The 23,150-nt window shown below is 43.2% G+C and carries 5 protein-coding genes; all 5 read left to right on the forward strand.

The features are described 5' to 3' along the window. Positions 1 to 13 precede the first annotated feature (13 nt). The 5 genes from CWO08_RS11515 (at position 14) to CWO08_RS11535 (ending at position 22,809) form a co-directional block, all read left to right on the forward strand. Entirely contained in the window at positions 14 to 3,334 is a 3,321-nt protein-coding gene (locus CWO08_RS11515; protein WP_146161762.1) for an STY4851/ECs_5259 family protein, read from the forward strand. Beyond that, positions 3,335 to 9,751 (forward strand): DEAD/DEAH box helicase, encoded by a 6,417-nt coding sequence (locus CWO08_RS11520; RefSeq protein WP_108020467.1) that lies wholly within the window; start codon positions 3,335 to 3,337, stop codon positions 9,749 to 9,751. It abuts the gene before it with no gap. A 132-nt stretch (positions 9,752 to 9,883) separates the two neighbouring features. After that, complete coding sequence (locus CWO08_RS11525; protein WP_258185322.1) at positions 9,884 to 12,766, forward strand: DEAD/DEAH box helicase; 2,883 nt, start codon at positions 9,884 to 9,886, stop codon at positions 12,764 to 12,766. Position 12,767: 1 nt separating this feature from the next. Next, positions 12,768 to 17,762, forward strand: coding sequence for an Eco57I restriction-modification methylase domain-containing protein (locus tag CWO08_RS11530; protein ID WP_108020468.1), 4,995 nt, complete (start codon positions 12,768 to 12,770; stop codon positions 17,760 to 17,762). An 88-nt stretch (positions 17,763 to 17,850) separates the two neighbouring features. Beyond that, positions 17,851 to 22,809 (forward strand): sacsin N-terminal ATP-binding-like domain-containing protein, encoded by a 4,959-nt coding sequence (locus CWO08_RS11535; RefSeq protein ID WP_108020469.1) that lies wholly within the window; start codon positions 17,851 to 17,853, stop codon positions 22,807 to 22,809. The last annotated feature ends 341 nt before the right edge of the window (positions 22,810 to 23,150 follow it).

The following is a 23,150-nucleotide window of genomic DNA, read 5'->3' on the forward strand; positions in this document are numbered from 1 at the left end:
TTAGGGTAGTTAAATGGCTGTTAATTCACTGCATAGTGTTCTGATGAATGTATTCGGGGGTGGGGGCTTTGAAACACCTCCAGGTAGACCCTTATACAGTTATCGCTGTAGCAATGAAAATTATGAAAAAATTCAATCGTTTCTACGACAAAAGTCGGATGAAATGGGGCATGGTAAAAAAGCGCCTGTTTTTGTACATGAAGCCTTTTGCTTGTACGTATCCGAGTGGGTTCGTAGAAACCATAAAACAGGGCATGTGCGTTGGTGTGATGTCTTAGACTCTTTGAACTGGCCTCAATTAACCAATTCGACTTTATCTTACCTTACTGAAAGCGGACTTAAGTATTGGAACCGTCCATTACGAACCAAAGGAAACAAACCTGCATACCTTTTGACCCTAGTTTTGGAAGGTGGTCTTCCACTAAGGATGATGGAAGACAACCAGGGCGCACTAGTCAATTACTTTAAAAAAGTACTTACGGGTATCCGGCAAAACACAAACCATTATGTGCAGAGTAACGAGATTGCAGAAAACTATGAAGACCTGTTGCCTACGTCTCTGAGAAACAAAACAGTATTTGCTTTAGCAGGAGAATTCTGTGGTGCGCTTCACGAGCTTGCTTCTGAAGCTGACGCTTATCGTACAGATACCGTCAACGAGATCAGAAAATTCAAGCCTGATTGGTTTAAGCAGCTACCAGTTGTGATGGATGAGCTGGGAGCTGAAGTATTGGCTCGTGCGGTATATTCAGGGTCTGAACGCAGCCATAGTCATCAGCCCACATTAAAAGTACAGCGAGAATGGCTCAATGATGATGATGAATGTTGGTATTGTGAAGCTAGCTATAAGCTACCTCTACATCTCAAACATGGCTCACTAGAGCAATTCTTTAATCTTGATCCTGCTAGTAAGGCAACAAGGCTGACATTGCGAGGAGTTTCTGAGCGAGATAGTGAAGTGATTGCTTTGTTGTCGAAAGGGAAAGAGCAAGAGTGGACTGTTGAAAAATACCCTGCGTGGAGAAACGTCTTAACGGGAACTAGTGCACTAAAACAAATAAGTTTTGAACTATTTGATGGCACCAGCCACGTAGGCACATATGTTCCATCTGGAGGGGTCGAGTTATCAGACGAGTTACCATGGGTACTAGAAGCGACAAATGAGTATGCTAATGAACTTAGGTTTATCGGTGTAGGTAGTCTTTCGACTACGGCTGAAAGTGTTTATCTAGCGATGCCAATGTCCAACAGCATGTTAATGCTTGATCCTGATGGAGAGCTCGGCATACCCGAGATACTAGATGGAAGCGACCGCTTTCTTGTCCCGATAACTGGAAACTATACCGTTCGTTTAGAGGATGGTCAGTGCTGTGTCATTAAAACTGGTCAGGAGCAAGAATATGCTCCTCACTATCTATTTGGTCGCGCGTCGTTCAAAAATATTACAAGCAAATACCCTATCTTTAGAGGAACGCCAATAATCTACAAGGTAAGCGGCAATGAGTATGTTCGTGTAAATGAAGCAGAGCTATATTGGCGAAAATTACGTGGCGGAGTAGCGAGCTGGCTTTCTTTTTCAGAAGCAACGCCCATGGGGAAATTGGAGATCCGGCAAGTTGTAAATAACGAAGTACTACATAGTACTCGTTGTATGGTACTTCCCGAGCAAGCTCAAATTCAGCTGATTGCGAACTCTGAAAAGTCTGGGTGTGTTAAATTTTTAGGCTTTGGCGATGTAACAGTGGCTGACTTAAATGCAGGACAGTTCGCGTTTACTTCAACTGAATATGACAACTCCGTGTTGTTGTTATCGGTTACATCTAAAGTGCCGAATCATCAGCCATTAAATCTTAGTTTAAGTTGGCCTGGCATGGAGCCTACCGATTTGACAATCCCTTTTCCTGCACAAGGCTGCAGAATAACAGGAATGGCGGATCGGTTAAGAAAATCTCTTACGGTTAATGAGCTATTTGGATTAAGGGCTGAAGGCGTGCAGATTGAAGGAGGAGATAACCGGTTTTTTGTTGAGATCGAAGATCCGACATCTAAGCTAATCCACTCTAATCAGAAGCTCGTTAAGGCGAAATTTGAGATGCTCGCCGAGCCGAGTGAGTCAATCAAATCATTCAACCTAAGTGCATTACAAGAACCATTAAAGACGCTGTTGTCAAGTGTTGAGCAGAATGAATCTGTAGACTTGAGAGTTTATGGTGTTGGGTGCAGTGATTTAGTAGTTAAAGCTTGTCCATACCCGCTTCAAATATACGCCCAAGAAAACACGATTTGTTTCTCACCTGACTGCCTTAACTCACTAGAAGATGGTATTACCTTTAAGGCATATGCGTTGTTTAACCACGGCAAAGAGCCACTCTCTTTAGAAATAAGCCAACAAGGTGTCATTGATAATGATGTCTTAAGACGTGCACCAGGTGCTTGGTTGGTATGTGGAGAACGAGATGGAAAAATAGTAACAAATCAGTTGTTGCATTCATCCGGTAGTGATGAGCAGTTAGCTCTCACACCTGTGCAGAAAGCCTTTATTGACAAGCGTGCAGCATTAGAGTTAATTCGAGAGTTTGGTAATTCAATGGCTTCCAAAAGTTGGTTGGAGTTTGCGAGTCTATTGAATGAAGTCGCAACATTTGATCCACGCTGCTTCCCAATCTTGGCTGTGTTATCGAAACAAGACCACCTGTTGTTAGGGACTCTTTTCCATTCAATATTTAAGGGAATACAAGATCGAATTTGGGATCTAGAAAATAAGCTTGGTTTTTGCTGGGGAAGTATTCCTCTAGAAGCTTGGTCAAAAGCCATTGTCGCGTTCGAGAAGGACTGTACTAATAGCCTTGGCCTCGCTCCGCAAATGTTGTTAATGATGGACACTCCATTGAGGGCCCTATCTGTTAGGGATTGGAGAGTCCGGATCGGCATAGAAAAAGTAATACGTTATATATCATCAACGAACAACCACCCGCTTGTAAGTATCGATATGGTATCAGAGCAAGAGGCAAAACAAGCGTGGCAGGACTTAATTCGTTTGGTTGATAAGCTACCGCGTATGGAGGGGTTTCCAAAGTCGGCCTATTTCAGTGCTTTTGATGGCACTCCTGAAATTAAACAGGCGGTGATGAAGCACTGGTCAACTAAGAACTATGACAAACGAGTAGAATTTTTGGTCAACCATACCTTAGTCGCTGCCGCATTGACGCTTTTAGATTCAGAATCAGAACAGAATTTTAAGCTCGTACAGCCACTTTTAAACTTGGTCCATCAGCAGGCTCCTGAGCATCTTGGACCGCTGTTTAACTATTTTCAAAAAAACTTGGTGAAGTAAATGGAACAAAGAACACATCTTGAATTCGCACCGCTATTGGAACAGCTTCAGACAAGGGCTGAGCGCTCTGTCGTGAGTCAATATGCATTTAGAAGCAAAGCGCTAACATCATTTCTTCGCCAAAGTTTGTCTTCAGAGCCAGGTAGTGATGGCGCGTTGATGGCTGACCCTGTGTTTGAAGCCATGTTTCCATGGCAGCAAGCTGCAAAGTCGATGTCTAGTCTTAAAGGGGATTTGCTTTCAGAGCACCTTGTTGATGTTCTGAAAGGTATAGAAGCGCCGTTTAAGCATCAGTTAACCGCGTGGGATGCTGTCTTGAATGAGTCAAAATCCGTGCTGGTTAGTAGTGGTACCGGTTCGGGTAAAACCGAAAGTTTCATGGTACCGATTCTGGAAGACTTGGTTAGGCAACGTAATGAGAAAAAATCTAAGTTGGTGGGCACGCAAGCTTTGTTTTTGTATCCATTAAACGCCCTAATCAATAGTCAAAAAGAGAGGCTATCTGAGTGGACACAAGCGTTCGGCGGGGATATTCGTTTTGCATTGTTTAACAGTGAAACGGAACGCTATCGCTCTAAGGTAAAAGAGGACCAACAAACAAATCCAGAGCAAATTTTCAGCCGTGAAGAACTTTGGGATAATCCGCCTTCTGTTCTTGTCACAAACGCTACCATGCTGGAATACATGTTGGTTAGGAAAGAAGATGAGCCTGTCCTACAGCAATCAAAAGGTATGCTGAAGTACATAGTCTTGGACGAAGCGCATACTTACGTTGGCTCTCAAGCCGCAGAGCTCGCACTCTTACTTCGTCGCGTAATGCAGGCATTTGGAGTCGGCCCAGGCACAGAAAATGAAGTTCAAATTATCGCTACTTCGGCGACAATTGGTGAAGACACAGAAAAAGGGAATCGACAACTAGCTCGTTATCTGGGGGATTTGGCTGGCGTATCGGAGTCACAGCTTGATGAAAAAGTAAAAGTCATCAGAGGATATCGAGATATTCCTCAGTTGCCGGATATTGATATCGCCATCCCAACGTTTCCTTTGAATGATATGGAAAGCTTGGCGACAAAAAGCCGTGAAGAACTCTACCTAGAGTTGAACAAATACTCTTTGACTCGATTACTGCGACAGGTTTTCGCTAATGATCAAAAGGTGCTGGACCAGATGTCGATTAAGCCTATGCCAGCATACCAACTATCGACATTACATAGTGTTGCTAAAACGTTGGAACCTGAAATAACAATATCGCAGTTACTGAAAGTGCTTGATCTGATGACCTTTGCCAAGGCGGAAGATGCGTTTGTACCATTGCGCATGCACGCTTACCAAAGAACCACCTCTGGGCTCTGGGCTTGTAGCAATAAACATTGTTCCGTAAAGCATCCGACACTCGATTCTGAGGACTGGTATTTTGGTCAAGTTTATAGTGAACATCGCAATACCTGCGCTTGCGGTGCTCCTGTGTTCGAGCTCGTGAGTTGTCATGGTTGTGGCACTTCTTATTTAGCGTGTGAGGAGACCCTTCACAATGGCAATAACTACCTTCGTGCAAGAATTATGGACTTGGATGAAGATGAGTTTGTACTTGATCTCGAACAGCCAGAGGATGAGGCCGACGATGAAGAAACCAGAGGCACAGGCTTTGAACGCCTAATCGGCGAAGGCGGCGACCATTGGAATCTTGGAATTAGCCAGAGCAACTTAAATAAGTTAAACCCAGATGAAGGTGATGCGATCAGCATCTCTCTTATTGCGCCAGTTCAATCCGAAAAAGATGGGGATACCAGGTCGCATTTTCGTTGTGGCTGCTGTGGCGAGAAAGAGTCAAAGAACGGCGGCTTATTTCGCTATGCACGGCTTGGTGCGCCTTTTTTCCTCGGCGACATGATACCTACAATGCTTGAGTTTTCACCAACACCCGCAAAAAAAGCTGAGCAAATGAATCCAAGCAATGGGAAGCGCTTATTGACATTTACTGACTCTCGACAAGGTACAGCGCGAATCTCTTCTCGGTTACAGCAAGATGCCGATAGAAATACCATGAGAACGCTGACATATCATGAGTTAACAGATGGTGACGCTGGGCAATTTCCTGAAGATACTACCCTCGTTGATCAGTTATGTGCGGAACTTGAAGCTAATCCAATGATGGCACCCACTGCGTCACCTATTCGAAAGTTATTATCTGGAGAAGATCTTCCAGCTGAAGAGCGAACTGCTATAGAAGGCTTAGCCCCAATATTAAATATGATGGGTAAACCTGAGTACATTGATGCGTTGCAAGGGCTACTATCCGGAACAGGGAAAACATCAGCAGCGGTGCTTTCATGGGAGAATATGGCACAGCAGTTAGCTAATAGCGGCGCAGAAGTTGATACCATGCGCGGGCAACTAAATGCTTTGTCGGGATTAAACTTGAGTAAACAACAGTATGCAGACTTTAGTTTGTATACAGAATTTGGACGACGCCCGAAGAAAACTTGGTCGCTTGAAAGCTTAGGCCTAGTATCTGTGCAATATCCAGCACTAGAAAAGGTCTTGAAGGTGCCAACGGAATGGAAGGCTTTGGTGACAGAACCAAAAGAGCAGGTCTCTGAGTGGCGTAACCTACTCAAGATAATTTTGGACTTTTACATTCGTGAAAATAGCGCAGTGTTTTTTGATAACGAGCACTATCAACGCTGGATGGGCGCCAAATTCCCACGGAAAATTCTTAAAGGGCCGGGTGTCGAAGCAAAAGAACAACAACGTGATCTACTATGGCCTATGGTTCGAGCTGTTGCCTTAAACCGCATCATTAAGCTGTTAATGGCTGCATTTCCAGCAATTCAGAAGGGAGACAAGTACTGGGAAGACTTGGTTAACTCGCTAATGAAGAGTGCCTGGAACGACCTCAAACCACTTCTGCATCCATTGGAAACTGGTTATCAACTTGATTTGAAATCGCAAGTGACCTTCGCTGCACCCAAAAAAGTATGGATTTGTCCATATACTAGGAAAGCGCTGGATGTAACACTGTGTGGCTATTCACCATATCTACCAAATAAAGACTTACGGGATGTGTTCAAAGCACATCAAGTAGACATGCCTTTACTGCCTAAAAAGTACTGGCGCAATGACGACGATTCTCTTGTTCCCAAATCAGCTCGTCAGGATTGGCTAGAGAGTGATAGCAAGGTGCTCTCGGCTCGCAGCGCGAATATGTGGCCAAACCGAAGTGACCGTATCGCGATGAAAGAGTCATGGTATCGACTGGAAGAACATTCGGCTCAACAAAATGCCGAGGTAAACAAAAATAACGAAGGGCTTTTCAAAGAAGGAAAAGTAAACGTACTGAACTGCTCTACAACGATGGAGATGGGGGTTGATATTGGTGGCATGTCATTGGTTGCGATGAATAATGTTCCGCCTGCGCCTGCCAATTATCTTCAAAGAGCTGGTCGGGCTGGTCGTCGTGGGGAAACAGCGGCAGCAGCGGTGACCTTGTGTAAAAATTCAGCTCATGGCATGGAGGTCTTTCACAATACCCTTTGGCCTTTCACTATGAGTTGTCAGCCTCCTCAAGTGAGACTGGAAAGTGAGTCTATTGTACAACGCCATGTGAATGCGTTTGCCTTGGGGAGTTTTTTACATCAAAAAACTAAAGATGCAACGCGCCTTAACTGTGAGTGGTTCTTTGAAGGTGATGTCAGCCAGTGCAACCGCTTCATCTTGTGGTTAAAAGACTTATCTGTTCAAGGGGATTCAAGTCGTTGGGCAAAAGATGTGAAACGAATCATCAAGGGCACATCTCTTGCACACCTGTCTGTAAAAGCGCTGATTTCCAGAGTATTGGATGCGATTACTTTCGTAGAAAATAGCTGGGAAGAACAACTTAGTATCATGCTAGACAATGCAGAGCAGCTGAAAAATGATGACAAAAACTGGGAGAAGTCGCCAGCAGGTAAGTCAGTGTTGTTTCAGTTGAGGGATTTCCGTGGAGCGTACTTGATTTCTACACTGGCAACGAAAGCGTTCTTGCCTGGGCATGGATTCCCGGTTGGCGTTGTCGACTTTAACTACAAAACCATCGAAGACCTTGAGTTTAGCAAGAGCAAAATTACGGCCAAAGACACCAAAGACATTTCTGGTAAAGACACGGAACAGAAATCATCAAGAACTTTCGCCAGTTTACCTAGCCGAGATTTACCGACGGCATTGCGAGAGTATGCTCCCGGCTCTGATGTAGTGCTTGGAGGTAAGGTATATCGAAGTGGTGGGGTGATGCTAGGAAAGGTATTAGCGTCTGGACAAGAGCTGTCTGGTGATTCGCAACATCTACCATACTTTTGGCATTGTTCAAGTTGTGGTGCTGGTTCAACTCAGCAAACCTGGCCTACCGCGTGTAGCCATTGTGGTACCAAGCTGAAGCAAGATGATATTCACCGATACTTACAACCGGTTGGGTTTGCAACGGACATTCGTTACCAATCCCATAATGATGTGAACCAACCGCGTCAAATGCCTTACAAACAGCCACGAGTGCTATTACCTGCTTCCCAGTGGTTACCGCTGCCTGATCCAACTATGGGGCGTTATCGCTTTAGTAGTAAAGGAGAGCTTTACCATTATTCAGATGGTGAGTTTGGTCAGGGATACTCAGTATGTTTGAGCTGTGGTAGAGCCGATTCCCAAACAATTAAAGGTAGAAAAGCCAAGTCTTTAGTTAAGCCAGAGTTAGAAAATACACATTATCGCCTCCGTGGTGGTAAGAGTGTTAATGATGGCGAGGGTAGAGAAGCCAAGCTGTGTCATGGTTCGGTAATGGTCGATCTTCAGTTGGGTTACAGTGCTCAAACTGATGTTATGGAGGTTCAGCTCCGTGATATTGATGGTACGCCATTAACAAACGAGACAGAAGCTTGGTCTCTTGCCGTAGCGCTTCGTGAGGGATTGGCAAGACATTTGGGTGTTGAAACCTCAGAATTAGGTTTGTCTGTTCAGCAAGCACAAGATGAGTTTGGTGAATTTACCTATTCACTGTTTATTTTTGATAAAACAGCTGGTGGTGCAGGTTATTCGATTCAATTGGCTGAGAGTTGGAAATCAGTCTTCGGTTTAGCGAAAGATGTTCTCTCTTGCGGTTGTGATGCAGCCTGTCACCATTGCCTCCTTAGCTATGACACTCAATTTTTCGTTGATAAATTAGACCATGGTGCGGCGCAGAAGTGGGTAAGTCCATTGATGCTCAATCGATTTGAACTCTCGAATGAACACATGTATCTAGGTGATGAGAGTCAGTTCGAAACGCTTCCTTTGGTTGATCGTGTAAGACTGGAATTGGGTAAGGGGAATGTACAGCGCTGTGGTGTTCTTATCTCCGGTAACACAGAGGCATGGCAACTTGACCGATGGTCGCTAGCAGAGGATCTTATTCGCTATGCAATGAACTTTAATGGCAAGGTGCAGCTCATCTTCACGGAAAAAGACATGAAGGCTTTAGATGACACAGTTAAAGCTCAACTCTCTAGCTACCAGAATCTTCCGGGAAACCCGATTGAGTTAAAACTCATTGATGAGAAACACCTAGACACTGATAAAGGTAAACGTATTGTTTGGTTTGACAAGGGGGCTGAATACAAGGTTTGGGCGACCGATAAAACCTCCTATACAGCACTCAACGAGAGCTGGGGAAGCACACATCAAGGCATTGTTGTATCTGCAAGACAGGTAGAGTGTGCAATGGCAAACCTTGGACAATCGGTTGAGTTTGAATCATTTCAAATTTTGAATGGATCTGCAGATGTGCGTGTCGACTTTCAAGATCAACTGGACAGTAACATTGATGAATTCGGAACTGTATTTTGGGGCTTCATTGAAAAAAATCATCCACCGTTGATGCACAAAATCAAAAGTGGTGTGGCTATCAAAAAAGTCAGCTATAACGACCGTTTCTTGAAAAGTCCATCTACGGTACGAATCTTGGGTGAAATCATCACCAAACTCAACGAGATAACAGGTTGCTACAACGCTGAGTTGTTTGTATCAGCAAACAGCGTCGAAAGCGGTACAAGCAACCAGCAACTAGTGTTCAATGATTGGTGTGAAGATAGCGATCGAAAAGGTGTGATTAGCAGCTTGTTATCCGAAGGATATCTTGGTGCTAGCTGGGAAGGAACCGTAACACTCCGTGCAGGTGACCCTCGTAAAAAGGAAATCGGTCATGCCAGAGAGCTTTCGATTGAGTTTATTGATGGAACCGTTGGCTATATTTTGTTCGATTATGGGTTGGGTTTTTGGAAGATCGATGGCTATGCAAAGTTTGACTTCTTTGTCGACGCCGAGACCCAAGCTGAGCGGTTGGCGGCAATGAACTACAAACTCGTGGCGCCAAATTTTCTTTCAAGCTATTTGGTGATCGGAGTTAACGGATAATTCAATACATTCTGCTGCATTAATCACCGTTTGATTCGTTTTCACTGCCTCTGCCATAGAGGCAGTGTTCAAAATCTCATAATATGACGACAACGTCAGTAGCGTCTATGGCTAGCCTAAAAAGAGAAAGCAATGGCACAAAAACAAATTAATTATGCACCGGGAATGCGAATTGTCATTCGCGATGCAGAATGGGTAATTCAAAAAGTGGATCACAGCTCGGATGGTGGTCACTTGATCACCTGTGAGGGCATATCCGAATTAGTTCGTGGTAAAGAAGGGCGATTTCTAACCGTGCTAGAAGGTGATGTCGAAATTCTTGATCCCAAAAGCACTAAATTGGTTGAAGATGACTCTTCAGCCTATAGTGCTTCCAAACTGTACATTGAAAGCATGCTAAGGCAGCGTGTTCCGACTGATGAAAATGTACACCTTGGTCATAAAGCCGCAATGGATCCACTTCCATTTCAATTAGACCCTGTAAAAATGGCATTGAGCCAACCGAGACAACGTATTCTTATTGCCGATGCCGTAGGTTTAGGTAAAACACTCGAAGCGGGTATCTTGGTGTCTGAGCTCATCAGGCGCGGTAAGGGTAAACGTATACTCGTGCTTGCTGTCAAATCAATGCTGACTCAATTCCAGAAAGAATTTTGGAGCCGTTTTTCGATTCCGCTAACTCGTTTAGATTCCGCTGGCTTGCAGAAGGTTCGCAATCGTATCCCAACGAATCACAACCCGTTCCACTATTATGATAAGTCGATTATATCCATCGATACAATCAAGCAAGATGTGGAATACCGACACTATCTAGAGAGTGCCTATTGGGACATCATCATCATTGATGAAGCTCATAATGTTGCGGAGCGCGGAAGTCAATCTCAGCGTAGTAAACTAGCGAAGTTGTTGTCCCGTCGTAGCGATACTTTGGTTATGCTCTCTGCAACACCACACGATGGTAAACCAGAAAGTTTCGCGAGCTTGATGAATATGCTCGATGCGACGGCGATCGCGAACCCGAGCGAATATAGCTATGACGATTTCAAAGATAAAAACCTTATCGTTCGTCGCTTTAAAAAAGACGTTAAAGATCAAATGGCGGGTGAGTTTCCTGACCGAAATATCGAGCGCATTCACGCGCAAGCAAGTATCGAAGAGGAAGAAGTTTACCGTCGATTGGTTGAAAGTCATTTGAAAGGTATGGATGGCGAGCGCAAGAGCAGCCGCCTTTTCAAAGTGACACTGGAAAAGACCTTGTTTTCTAGCCCTATGGCGTGTTTGTCTACGGTTGAAAATCGAATCAAACGTTTGGAAAGCAAGAACGATTTGGCGCTCCAAGAAGATATTTCAGAACTAGAAATATTGGCAAGCTCATTACGGAATATAGATAAACACAGTTTCAGTAAATACCAAGCATTGCTATCTACAATTAACAAAGACTTGAAGTGGAAGAAAAACAAAGCCGATGATCGCTTGGTTATCTTTACTGAAAGCCTGAAAACGTTGGATTTTCTTTACCAAAACCTTAAACAAGATCTCGGATTGAAAGAAGATGCTATTCAGCAACTTCATGGTGGTATGTCAGATACAGAAATCATGGACGTCGTTGAAGACTTCGGAAAAGAAAGCGCGAAGATTCGGCTGTTAGTGTGTTCTGATGTGGCCTCTGAAGGTATCAACCTTCATCACCAAAGTCACAAAATGATTCACTTTGATGTGCCATGGTCACTTATGGTATTCCAGCAGCGTAATGGCCGTATTGACCGTTATGGCCAACAGCATCAACCACAAATCCGTTACATGCTTACAGAGAGTGCTAACCAACGCATCCGTGGTGATATGCGTGTTTTAGAGGTTCTGATTGAAAAAGACGACCAGGCACAAAAGAACATCGGTGATAGTTCTGAGTTTACCAGAGCCTATTCTCAAGAGGACGAAGAATATCAAGTTGCTAACGTCATGTTAAACAGTGACGTAGAGTTCGACTCCGCAGCCTACCTCGACAGCTTTTATGACAGCAATGTTAGCGATGATGACGATGATATTTTTGCCGACTTTTTTGATGACTCACCAGTATCTGAGGATGAAACGGGTCAATATGAAGAGTTCAGTCTGTATCAGGATGACCTTGATTATTGCCAAAACGCTCTAAAATATCTGAAACATACAGATTCCAATAAAAATCTAATCTTTGATGTGGACAAAAATGGTGTTTTAGAGCTGTTTGCGCCACGCGATCTTCGTCAGCGGTTCAAATTCTTACCACCCGAAATTCAACCGCGTGAAGAGAATAAATATACGCTTAGGTTGAGTAATAAACTCGATATTATCAATCAAGAGATCGTTCGTTGCCGAAGCGAGCAAACGGCTTGGCCAGCGATCCAATATTTGTGGCAGATCAACCCGGTTGCTCAATGGCTCGGTGACAAAATGATGAGTGTGTTTGGTCGTCATCAGGCCCCAGTGTTGCGTATGACACAGATGTTCGAATCGTATGAAGACCACTTTATTTTGTCCGGCTTGTTCCCAAATCGTAAGTCTCATCCAATGGTTAACCCATGGCTGGTGGTCAGTTTTGAAGAGGGTGAGCTTTGCGGTATTGAAACGTTCGAACGCTTTGTAGAAAAGTACCCGTTCCACGTTAGCTCATTGGCTAACCCAGGGGGCGAGCGTAATAGTGAACGCCAGGCTCAGTTGCTGCCTAAAGCTATTGACTATGCGCTTCCGCAATTTAAGGCAATGCGCGATGACGTTGACCAGCAACTTAACCAGAAGTTGAGTGATCAAATAGAGAAACTTGAAGCATTGAAGGGTAAGCAGCTGCGTCAACTTGAACTGGATCTTGACGATAGCAAACAAGCTCAGAAAGTTGTTCAGGATCGCAAAGCACAGCGTGAAAGAGAGATTGAGCAAGTCTTTGATGAATATCTACATTGGATTGAAGACACCATGACAACGGAAACAACGCCATACGTCCAGGTAGTGGCAGTTCTAACCGGCACAGAGGGTTATTAAAATGGCACTTGTAGGTATTTACAACGAAAATGACTTCTACTCACACCATTATCTAAGTGAGATTTTCGTCACCGATATCCGTGGTGTATTGGATGTATGGCAACAAAAAGAAACGCAAGCTAGAGAAGCGGAGCGCCAAGAGCGTGACAAGGGTGGAAACCCTAGTACCGGCTATCGTGCGCCACATGTGGCGTTAAATAGTTATTCAACAGAGTACTTCCGCGAACTAAACAAGCACAAAGAGATCAAGGCAGAGCAGAAGCGGCTAAGCAACCAGCGTAGTCGTTGGACACCGATTCTTGAAGCCTTAGGCTATGCACTAAAACCGACTCAAGTATTAATTGAGGGCGGGGAGTTGCCAGTACTGTCGGCGTATCAAGATACCAATGGGTCACCATTACTTTGGATAGTGGAAGCACACGATTTGTCTAATGATGATTGTGCCGATCCACTATCGTTGCCGCTGTTACCGAGTCAGCTCGCTGAAATAAATGAAGAACACCGTAAGCAAATTTCACTAGGCAATAACGAAGATGCGCTAACGTGGCAGGATCTTATTTCCAAGAAAGTGTTTAGCGCAGAAGAGCCACCAAGGTGGGTCCTATTGCTGGGCAACAGACAATGCTTGTTGTTAGACCGAACAAAATGGGCGCAAAACCGACTCCTGCGCTTTGATTTTGAGGAAATCCTGGGCAGAAAAGAAGTAGAGACATTAAAGGCAACGGCTGCTCTGTTGCATAAAGATTCGATTTGCCCTGAACAAGGTCAGAACCTCCTCGATAGCTTAGATGAGAACTCACACAAGCATGCGTTTGCTGTTTCGGAAGACCTGAAATATGCACTACGTGAGTCCATTGAATTACTGGGTGACGAGGCCGCGAAGCAGCTCATCGAAAAGGGCTTTACGTACGATGGCCAAAACAATATAGACCCAAATCAACTCAGTCTTGAGTGTTTGCGCTATATGTATCGTATGTTGTTTCTTTTCTATATCGAAGCCCGGCCCGAGTTACAGTACGCACCTACGGACTCAGAAACCTATTTGAAAGGCTACAGCTTAGAAGCGCTTCGCGAACTCGAAATGGTTGATTTGACCACGGAAGAGTCGCGTAATGGTCGTTACATTCATGACAGCCTTCAAATGCTTTTCCGTCTAGTATCGGAAGGGTTCAGCGGCAAGCAAAAGAAAGACGCTCGTCAGGCGAAAAAGTATGGTGAGCAAGATACCGACTTCTTTGATAGCGATGCAAAACACGTAATTACTCATAGCTTTTCAATTCGCAAACTAGAGAGTCATCTGTTTGACTCTAAACGAATGCCTAACTTGAGTAAGGTCGTATTTCGTAACGAGACACTGCAGCGTGTCATTGAACTCATGTCCTTGAGTCGCCCAAGTAATGCCAAAGGAAAAGGCAGGGGTAAACGCCGTGGTCGAATCTCTTACGCACAATTGGGTATTAACCAATTAGGTGCAGTCTACGAGGCGCTACTTTCTTACCGTGGTTTCTTTGCGAAAACTGACCTCTATGAAGTCAAAAAGGCCAAAGAAGAAGTCAATGAACTTGAGACAGGCTATTTCGTCACTGCGGATCAGCTAGAAGAGTACACAGAAGATGAAAGAGTGTACGTTAAAGAAGAAAGTACTAATGGGGAGGATGGTCGCAGAAGAGATGTGCTCAAACGTCATCTTCGCGGCAGCTTTATCTACCGTATGGCAGGACGAGATCGCGAGAAATCGGCCTCTTACTATACTCCGGAAGTACTGACTCAATCGTTAGTAAAATATGCGCTCAAAGAGCTGTACAAAGAACAGATAGAGCCGATTGAGGATTTGCATGCCAAGGCCGATAAAATTCTGTCGCTAAGGGTCTGCGAGCCCGCAATGGGTAGTGCAGCGTTCTTGAACGAAGCGATTAACCAACTGGCAGAAAAGTATCTAGAACTAAAACAACTTGCAGAAGACGTTCGGATCCCTCAAGAAAACTACACTCGTGAACTGCAACGAGTGAAAATGTTTATAGCTGACAACAACGTCTACGGTGTCGACTTAAACCCAGTCGCGGTCGAGCTGGCAGAGGTGTCACTTTGGCTGAACGCCATCAGTGATGAGGCGTTCGTACCTTGGTTTGGATATCAGCTGTATAACGGTAACTCACTGATTGGTGCGCGTCGTCAAGTGTTCTCGGTGGGTGACCTAAGCTACAAAAAAGCTAAAGACCCAAGTTGGCTCAATAGCGAACCTAAACGTCTTGCTCATAGTGAGCAGCGTGATGAACAGGAGATATATCACTATCTTCTACCAGACAATGGTATGGCGAACTACAACGATAAAGTCGTCAAAGCGCTGAAAGAGTCTGAAATCAAAACCATTAATGAATGGCGCAAAGACTTTGTTAAGTCATTAACATTGGATGAAGTGGCTCAACTAAAGCGCATTTCAGCGAAGATTGATGACTTATGGCAGCAGCACACAGAACAACGTCGAAAAGAGCGTGGTATTACTACCGATGCGCTAAAAGTTTGGCCAGATTCCAGCAACTCTGCACAAAAAAGTTCGACCAGCGATAAAGATAGGCTGCTATCTCAGTCGCAGCAATCGAGTGCCTCAGTCTATCCACGTCTAAAAATGGTGATGGACTACTGGTGTGCCCTTTGGTTCTGGCCTATTGATAGTGCCAACGACCTGCCAAGTCGTGCGGAGTACTTTGGTGAGTTGGAGCAAGTCCTTGAAGGTTATGTCGAGACAGAGTCCGTTACCATAGAAAACTCAGGTCAAATGGCGATGTTTGAGCAAGGTAGCCAGAATACGCAAGATCTATTCAAAACTGACAGTAAAGGTGTAGTGGATAAGGCGTTCCTATATGATGTATTTCCTCGCTTACGCAAAGTCGATGCGCTGGCATCACGCTATAAGTTTTTTCATTGGGAGCTCGAGTTTTCTGACCTGTTTGTAGACAATGGTGGTTTTGACCTGATTCTTGGTAATCCTCCATGGTTGAAAGTTGGTTGGCAGGAAGGTTCAGTACTAGGCGACTTTGAGCCATCTTTTGTATTAAGAAAGTTCACTGCGTCTAAGCTAAATAGCCTGCGTATGGAAGTTTTCAAGAAAAATTCTATGTTGGAAGCTACATATATGAGTGAATATGAGGCAGCTACTGGTACACAAAATTATTTGAATTCGTGCACTAATTTCCCTGAGCTGAATAATATTCAAACTAATTTATATAAATGTTTTATAGTAAAGAGCTTCAGTGTGTCTAACAAACTTGGTTCTGTTGGGTTAATAAATGAAAATGGATTGTATGATGACCCCGAAGGTGGGGGTTTTAGGAGGGATATATACCAAAGATTAAAGTGTCATTTCCAGTTTTTCAACGAGTGGCCAATGTTTGATACAAATGGTGTGGCACATGACAAAAAGTTTTGTATTAATATCTTTGGCAAGAAAGTTAGTACTCCAGATTTTTTGTCTATCTCAAATTTATTTCATCCTAAAACTATCGATGAGTGCTTTTCTAATCTAGGTACACCAGATACAGGCGTGGGGCTGAAAGATAACAATAATAATTGGAATATTAATGGCTTTAATGAAAGATTAATTAGAATCAGAAAAACGGAGCTGGAAGCGTTTCGAAAGCTATACAGTCCGGATGCTCATTATTATGATGCTACAGTATTGCCATCACTTCAGTTAAAAAGTTTTTCAAATGTAATCAATAAGATTACAAGTAATTCAGGTCAAACACTTGATGTCGATCGAGCATATGGCAGTCGAATGTGGGATCAAACTAATGCAGAAAAAAAGGACAAGGTTATTAGGAGTGATGTTGGTTTTCATGGTAATGAAAAGGACTTAATCTTAAGTGGCTCAATGATTTTTGTTGGTAACTCAAATTATAAGACGCCAAATAGATCATGTAATAAAAACTCAGATTTTTCTATTATTGATTTGGAACAAGTTTCTGATGGCTATATTTCACGAAGTCAATATAGAAGGTGGGATGAATCTCGTTTTGATAGTGGGCTTAAACTCACGCCATTCGGTACTAGGCATGTAGATAACTATCGCTTGGCATTTAGAAATATGACTAAGCAAGTCCGAGAGAGAAGTTTTATTAGTGCGATTATTCCGCCTGAGGTTAGCCATATTAATGGTCTTTGGTCGATATCATTCAATGATACTCACTCGTTACTTAGTGCTGCTAGTTTGTGGTTTTCAATTCCAGTTGATTTTTATGTAAAAACTACTGGTAAAGAAAATTTAAACTCAATTTGGGAAATCTTACCATATCGAAAATCAACTGATTCTCAGGAGATAAGGGTTCTGGCACTTTCATGTATTTCAAACCGCTTTTCTTCTCTCTGGACTGAATCTTTCAAGGGTAGCTTTAATGATCAGAAGTGGGCTAAAGAAGATGCTCGCTTACCAAATGATTACTTTCAAGACTTAACTTCAAAGTGGACAAGAAAATCTGCACTTCGAACAGACTATACTCGACGACAGGCACTCGTTGAGATTGATGTATTGGCAGCAATGTCCTTAGGAATCTCTCTTGAAGAATTAAAGAATATTTATCGTGTTCAATTCCCTGTAATGCGCCAATATGAGGCGGATACTTGGTACGACCAAACTGGACGTATTGTGTTTACCTCATCCAAAGGTTTAATTGGTGTTGGCCTAGACCGTAAGTTCAACAAGAAGAATACCTTTACTACAGCTATCGAAGAAGGGGTCTACTCAGATCGATCTCAAGGTGTAGGCTCTGAACACGAACCGCTGACTGACGCTAGCTTACAACTAGGTTGGGAAGATATTCGCGAGCTGAAATCCGGCAAGGTGTACAAAACTTACATGGATGACACTCAGCCAGGCGGTCCAGTCGAGCGTACTATCGAGTATGTGGCTCCATTCGATAAATGCGATCGAGAGCAGGACTACGAGGTAGTATGGGCGGAGTTTGAGCGCCGGTTTGCTGAAAAAGCGCTGTCTAATTAGATATTTTAGTTTTGCACTGTGAATTTGAGCCCATCTTTGGGCTCAAATTTTATTTGGTGGGTGAAAGGTTTTTTAAGGAAAAAGTTTTATGAGTTCTCAAAAAGCAGAGTTGCAACAGTTTAGAAAAGATAAGTATCAGCTTAATGAGGTGACTGGCGAAAGCATGCTTCAAGAAGATGCGAAGTCTGATCTGCACAATAGTGTCAATATCATTTCCGAACAGCTCTACTCTAAAGATGTTCACTTTGTTTTCGAGCTCATCCAAAACGCCGAAGATAACCAATACGCGAAAGGAGTAGCGCCAAAGCTCCATTTTGAATTACTGGATCAGGATCCAACAGAGACTGATGGTTCGAACGGTTGTCTCGCTATCTTTAACAATGAGCTTGGCTTCAATATTAAAAATATCAAGGCCGTTTCTTCCATTGGTAAATCAACTAAGGCAGGCAATAAAGATGCGGGCTATATTGGTGAGAAGGGCATCGGCTTTAAGTCGGTCTTTAGCGTATCTCCAAGTCCCCATATCTTTTCTAATGGCTATCACTTTCTGTTTAAAGATAAAGACGATGTCGCAGGACTTGGCTACATCATCCCATATTGGGTTGATAACGTTCCTGCCTTGGTGCGAAAGAAATTGCAGGATTACAACACTTGTATCCTATTACCACTAAGGGCAGATAAAGAGCGCGATATCCAGCAAAAGATCAAGCATGAACTAAACAATCTTGATGCGTCGATATTACTTTTTCTCAATAAGCTTGATGAGTTAACGGTAAGAGTCGATGGCAAGCTACGTCGTTACTCGAAGCAGTTAGATGGTGAAGTTACAACCTTGATAAACCAGCAGGGGGAGGCTATCGAATCAACCGACTATTTGGTAGTCAAGAAGTCGATAGATGTTCCTTCTACTCTAACGGAAGAGAAGCGTGCCGGCGTTGTTAGGCGAGACCTTTGTATTGCGTTTAGAAAGGATCTTAAGCCAGAGGATAAGCCAAATCATAAGCTCTACGCCTATTTGCCAACAGAGCTACATACAGGGTTACCATTTCTCGTAAACGCAGATTTTTTATTACCCGCCAGTCGTGAAGCAGTTTTGATAGACAAGCAATGGAACCATTGGATACGTGATGAGGTGGCTGATTTTGCCTCAGAATCAATATCCAGATTATTGGTAGAAAGTAAGACAGTTGATTACTTTTCTCAAATTCCACATCTTGACAATTGCACTGAAGATTTTTTGCGGCCGATTTTCAAAAGAATTCTTGAGTCCCTTGAACAAACTTCTTTCATTCCTTCACTAACAGGGGTGAGAAACCTACCAAGTGATATCTGCTTTGCTGATGAAGAAGTGACTGACTTACTGTCACGATTAAATAGTAACGAAGACATATTACCGGCTAGGGTTTTGTCTCAATCCGTAAGACCTTATGAGTGGTTGTTGAGACAATTTCATGAGCTTCAACTCGATGCAGAAGAGATATTAAGCTATCTAAACGCGGCTCAAGTTGAATTAACCGCTCTGTCTGAAGCTTGGTTTGTTTCCATGCTCCACTGGTTATCACGTCAAGATGACGAATTTCATTACAAGACCGATGACAATGGGCTAGAGCTTTTGCATCAGGCACCATTATTTCTTACCGAAAACGGAGTGTTTTCCAGCCATAACCAAGCGCTATTTTTGTCATCGAATACTCATATCGAGTATCCAGTGTTATCAACACCATCTCATAAGACTAATCACGGTTTAATTTCGACATCTTTCCAAAAGTTACTACAAGAACAACCAGGTACGTTGGCATTCGTCAAAGAGTACTTCGACATTGAAGTTTTAAGCCAGAGTGAGTACTTGGCAAAAGTAGCGTTGCCATTTTGTGAGGATCACTGGCAGGAAATAGAACATGAATCTCTTTGGAACTTGAACTATTTTGTTGTTCAGCATTGGTTTAGCCTCAATGACCATACCAAGAGAACTCTTGATAAAAATTTACCTTTCAAAAACCGAGCAGGAAGCTTCGAGTTAAAAGAAGAAAAGCAGTTAGTCACGCCAGAGGGGGATGAAAGCTCTTTTGTCTGGCAAACTCTTTTTAACTCAGAGGAGCAAGAGCACTTTTTAGTGTTATCAAATGACTACTTGGAACTGTTCGATAAGTTCGAAAAAGTAAACAAGGGTGATTTTTATGGCGCTGTTGGAGTATCTGCGACTCCGCTCCCAAAGACTTTTACGGTAACGAAATCCTCCCGCTATGGTCGTACACAACTACCTGAAGGTATCTTCAGTGACAACTATGAAACTTACTTAAGAAATAAGATTGATGGATTAGACTCTACGGGTGTGATTAGGGCCGATTGCTACAAACTACCTGCAGTTTGCTTATCTCCAGATGCCTTTTCAAGTAAAGCGTTAGGGAAGGCTTTTGTTCAATGGTTAGTTGCATTAGAAAACAAATTGTTGAGCCCCATTTTAATTAGGTATTTCTATCGAACCAGCTACGCGCAGAGAGCAGATGGTGAGCTTTATCAATGGCTCAAAGATAGTAAATGGTTGCCGACACAAAATGGATTAAAAAGGCCGGACGAAACTTTCATCGCCACTCAAGGGAGCCGTGAGCTGTATGGGAATGCTGTCAACTTTTTAGATGATGACTTTACCTTGAGCCAACCCTTAGCCGAGAAGCTAGGAGTGGCCTCTGAAGTGAACTCTAAAACTGTGTTAAAAGTGTTGAGAAGCTGGTCAGCCCATAATGATGAGGCCAATGTTGACGATGTGATGAAGCTTTATGACCGACTTGCCGACACGGGCTCCGATCTTCAAAATTTGTTTGCAAAAGAAGCATTGATTTACTGCCCTTCAGGAGAGCGGAATTGGTGTAAGTCAGGAAAGGCGATTTGGAAATCGCAAAAAGAGGTGCTAGGACAGCTGTTTCATTGGCTGTCAGATGTCTATCCAGACTACAAAACGCAGTTTTGGTTGAACACCGTAAAAGTCTCTCAGCACCCTAAGCCTCGGAGTTTTGCAGATGCGTGGCTTCATCTTCAAACCTTGCCAGTTATTGATAAAGATAAAAGCAGAAATGTTCGAAACAAGTTGGCTGCTATCTATGAACGTCTGATTTCTTATATAAAAGTAACAGGTATTAATAATCTTGAACCGTGGTTTGAAGAGTTTGTTAGTCAAGCTCGCTGTTTTACACAGAACTATCGATGGGAAAGCAGACTCACTACATACATTAGTGATGACAGGAGAGTTGCCAAGCTCTTTGAAGGCAGGGTTGAGTTCTTTTGGCGGACTCGAGGCAAAACACACGCTGATTTTGATCTTTTGTATAGTGCACTGCGCCTTAAGGGCGTAAGTGAAGAAGTGTATCGAGAAGTTGACTTAGACACAGCAGAGTTAACTTCGCCCCCTCAGCCTATTTTGACTAGCCATAGCCGACTGTTGCTTGCTTACTATTATAAACAGTATTTATCCAAGTCTGGCTCGGTAGTGGAAGATTGGTACAACAAACCAGAGATTTTTGATCTGCTAACAGTCAACGAATACTGTATTTCAGAAGATATTTCGGTTTCCTATGAGCTGATCGATCGTGTTGCTTATGACTCCGTAGAAGTTCTATTCGATGATGAGCAAGCGGTATTGCTTTACAACGTCGCAGGTAAAGATACCGAAGATCTCGTGGATGATTTAGCCGAAGAGATTAGCAAGTTGATTGTGACAAAAGCATTCATTGAGGAACAAGACCACATTCGGCCTCTGTTAAATGTGACCAGTCGTAGGCGGTTTGATAAACGAATTGAGAAGAAGCATTGGGAGAATGTTTTAACTAAAAAAGAAGTTCAGATAATCAAATCACTTAGACGTCAAACGGAAGATGACGATCCATCTAAGGCGAAAGACAACGAGACCGAAGTCGAGGATACGGTCGATTATACTAATTCCAGCGACAATAGCTCTGATGATCAAACAAGGACTCGTAAAGAAAGGGAGAATTCGGATTTCAATGAGTTTTCCGCTGAAGATCCTAACGAAGACTCTGAAAATAAGGGGGAACCCAACGGTGGTTCGCGTACCTCTATGGGTGGTGGCGCTTTTAGTAATGACGGTTCGAATCGATTTGACTCTCAAGGTACTGACGAAGGTTCAAGAGGAGCGGGTTCTAACACATCAGAGAAGCCCAATCGGGAAGAAAGCTCACAAGGTTCAACAGCTGGAAGAAAGCACTCTAATGGCCGAAGAGCATCGTCCGGCGAGGGTTGGCAAAATGATAACGAGGTAAATGGCACGTCTTCTCGGTCACCAAGCTACCGTATGGTCAGCTATGTGGAGAAAAATGAGCATCAATCAGTAAGTGATAAGGACAAAAAGGCGCGTGCCAAGAAAGTAGGCGACAAAGCCGAAGTTATTGTAGTGAAATGGCTACAGAGAGAGGGTTTTGATGTTGAGCATTTAGGTGGCAATAATCCAGGCTTTGATATTCGAGCAACAGATACTAAAACAGGTGAGACTTATTTTGTTGAAGTAAAAGGTATGCTCGGAACCTGGAGCCTGATGGGTTTTGCACTTTCAAACACTCAAATGGAGAAGTGCCGAGACTACGCTGATAACTATTGGTTAATAGTGGTAGAAAACGTGGTCAATGAACCTAAACTTTATCAACTAATAAACCCAGCAGAAAAAATAGACGCTTATTGTTTTGACTCAAATTGGAAGCACATAGCGGAACAAGTTGTTGTTTTTGAAAATTCATCGAGTGAAGGCAGACAACGTTCTGCAGAGTGCGATGATGGGGAAGAAATGATTGATGAAGACTTTTTCTACTGTCAAAAGCATAAAGATTTGTACTTCAAATGTGCTGAGGTTGGAGTTGGTATGCCAGATGTGGGATTTGAACTACAAGATCCCTATCATGAAGTCATATGTGAACTCGAACTAGCTTGGCCGAAGCACAAAAAAGGGGTCTATACAGGGGATGACAAACCTTGGTTTCAAGGTTGGGAGTTCAAAACTGTTGAAGAGGTGCTAGAAGATCTAAGTTGGTTGGATGCTTAAATATCTTTAGCCCTAGTAATTTATCAAACGCCGAGCACATATTATTGTTCTCGGTGTTTGGGTAATACTTATTACATTTGGTAATTATTATTACGCTTAGCTAAGCTGTTTATGGTAAAATTCATTTATTTTCAGTATCTTAGTGATTGGCATAGGTCTCGCAATAGTCTGTATAGATAACTAAAGTGAGGTAAATATCATGTGCCAATTTTGCGATAAGCCACTAAACCAAAGCCTATACCAGTTTGACAACGAAACTGAGTCCTTAATGAAGTCGTGTCCACGCTGTTCAGAAGACGCGGGTTATCATGTTTTCTATCCCGCACCTGAGATGTTTGGTT

Origin of the sequence: Vibrio sp. 10N.286.48.B8, assembly GCF_003050085.1 — a bacterium.
Classification (GTDB): Bacteria; Pseudomonadota; Gammaproteobacteria; order Enterobacterales; family Vibrionaceae; genus Vibrio; species Vibrio crassostreae.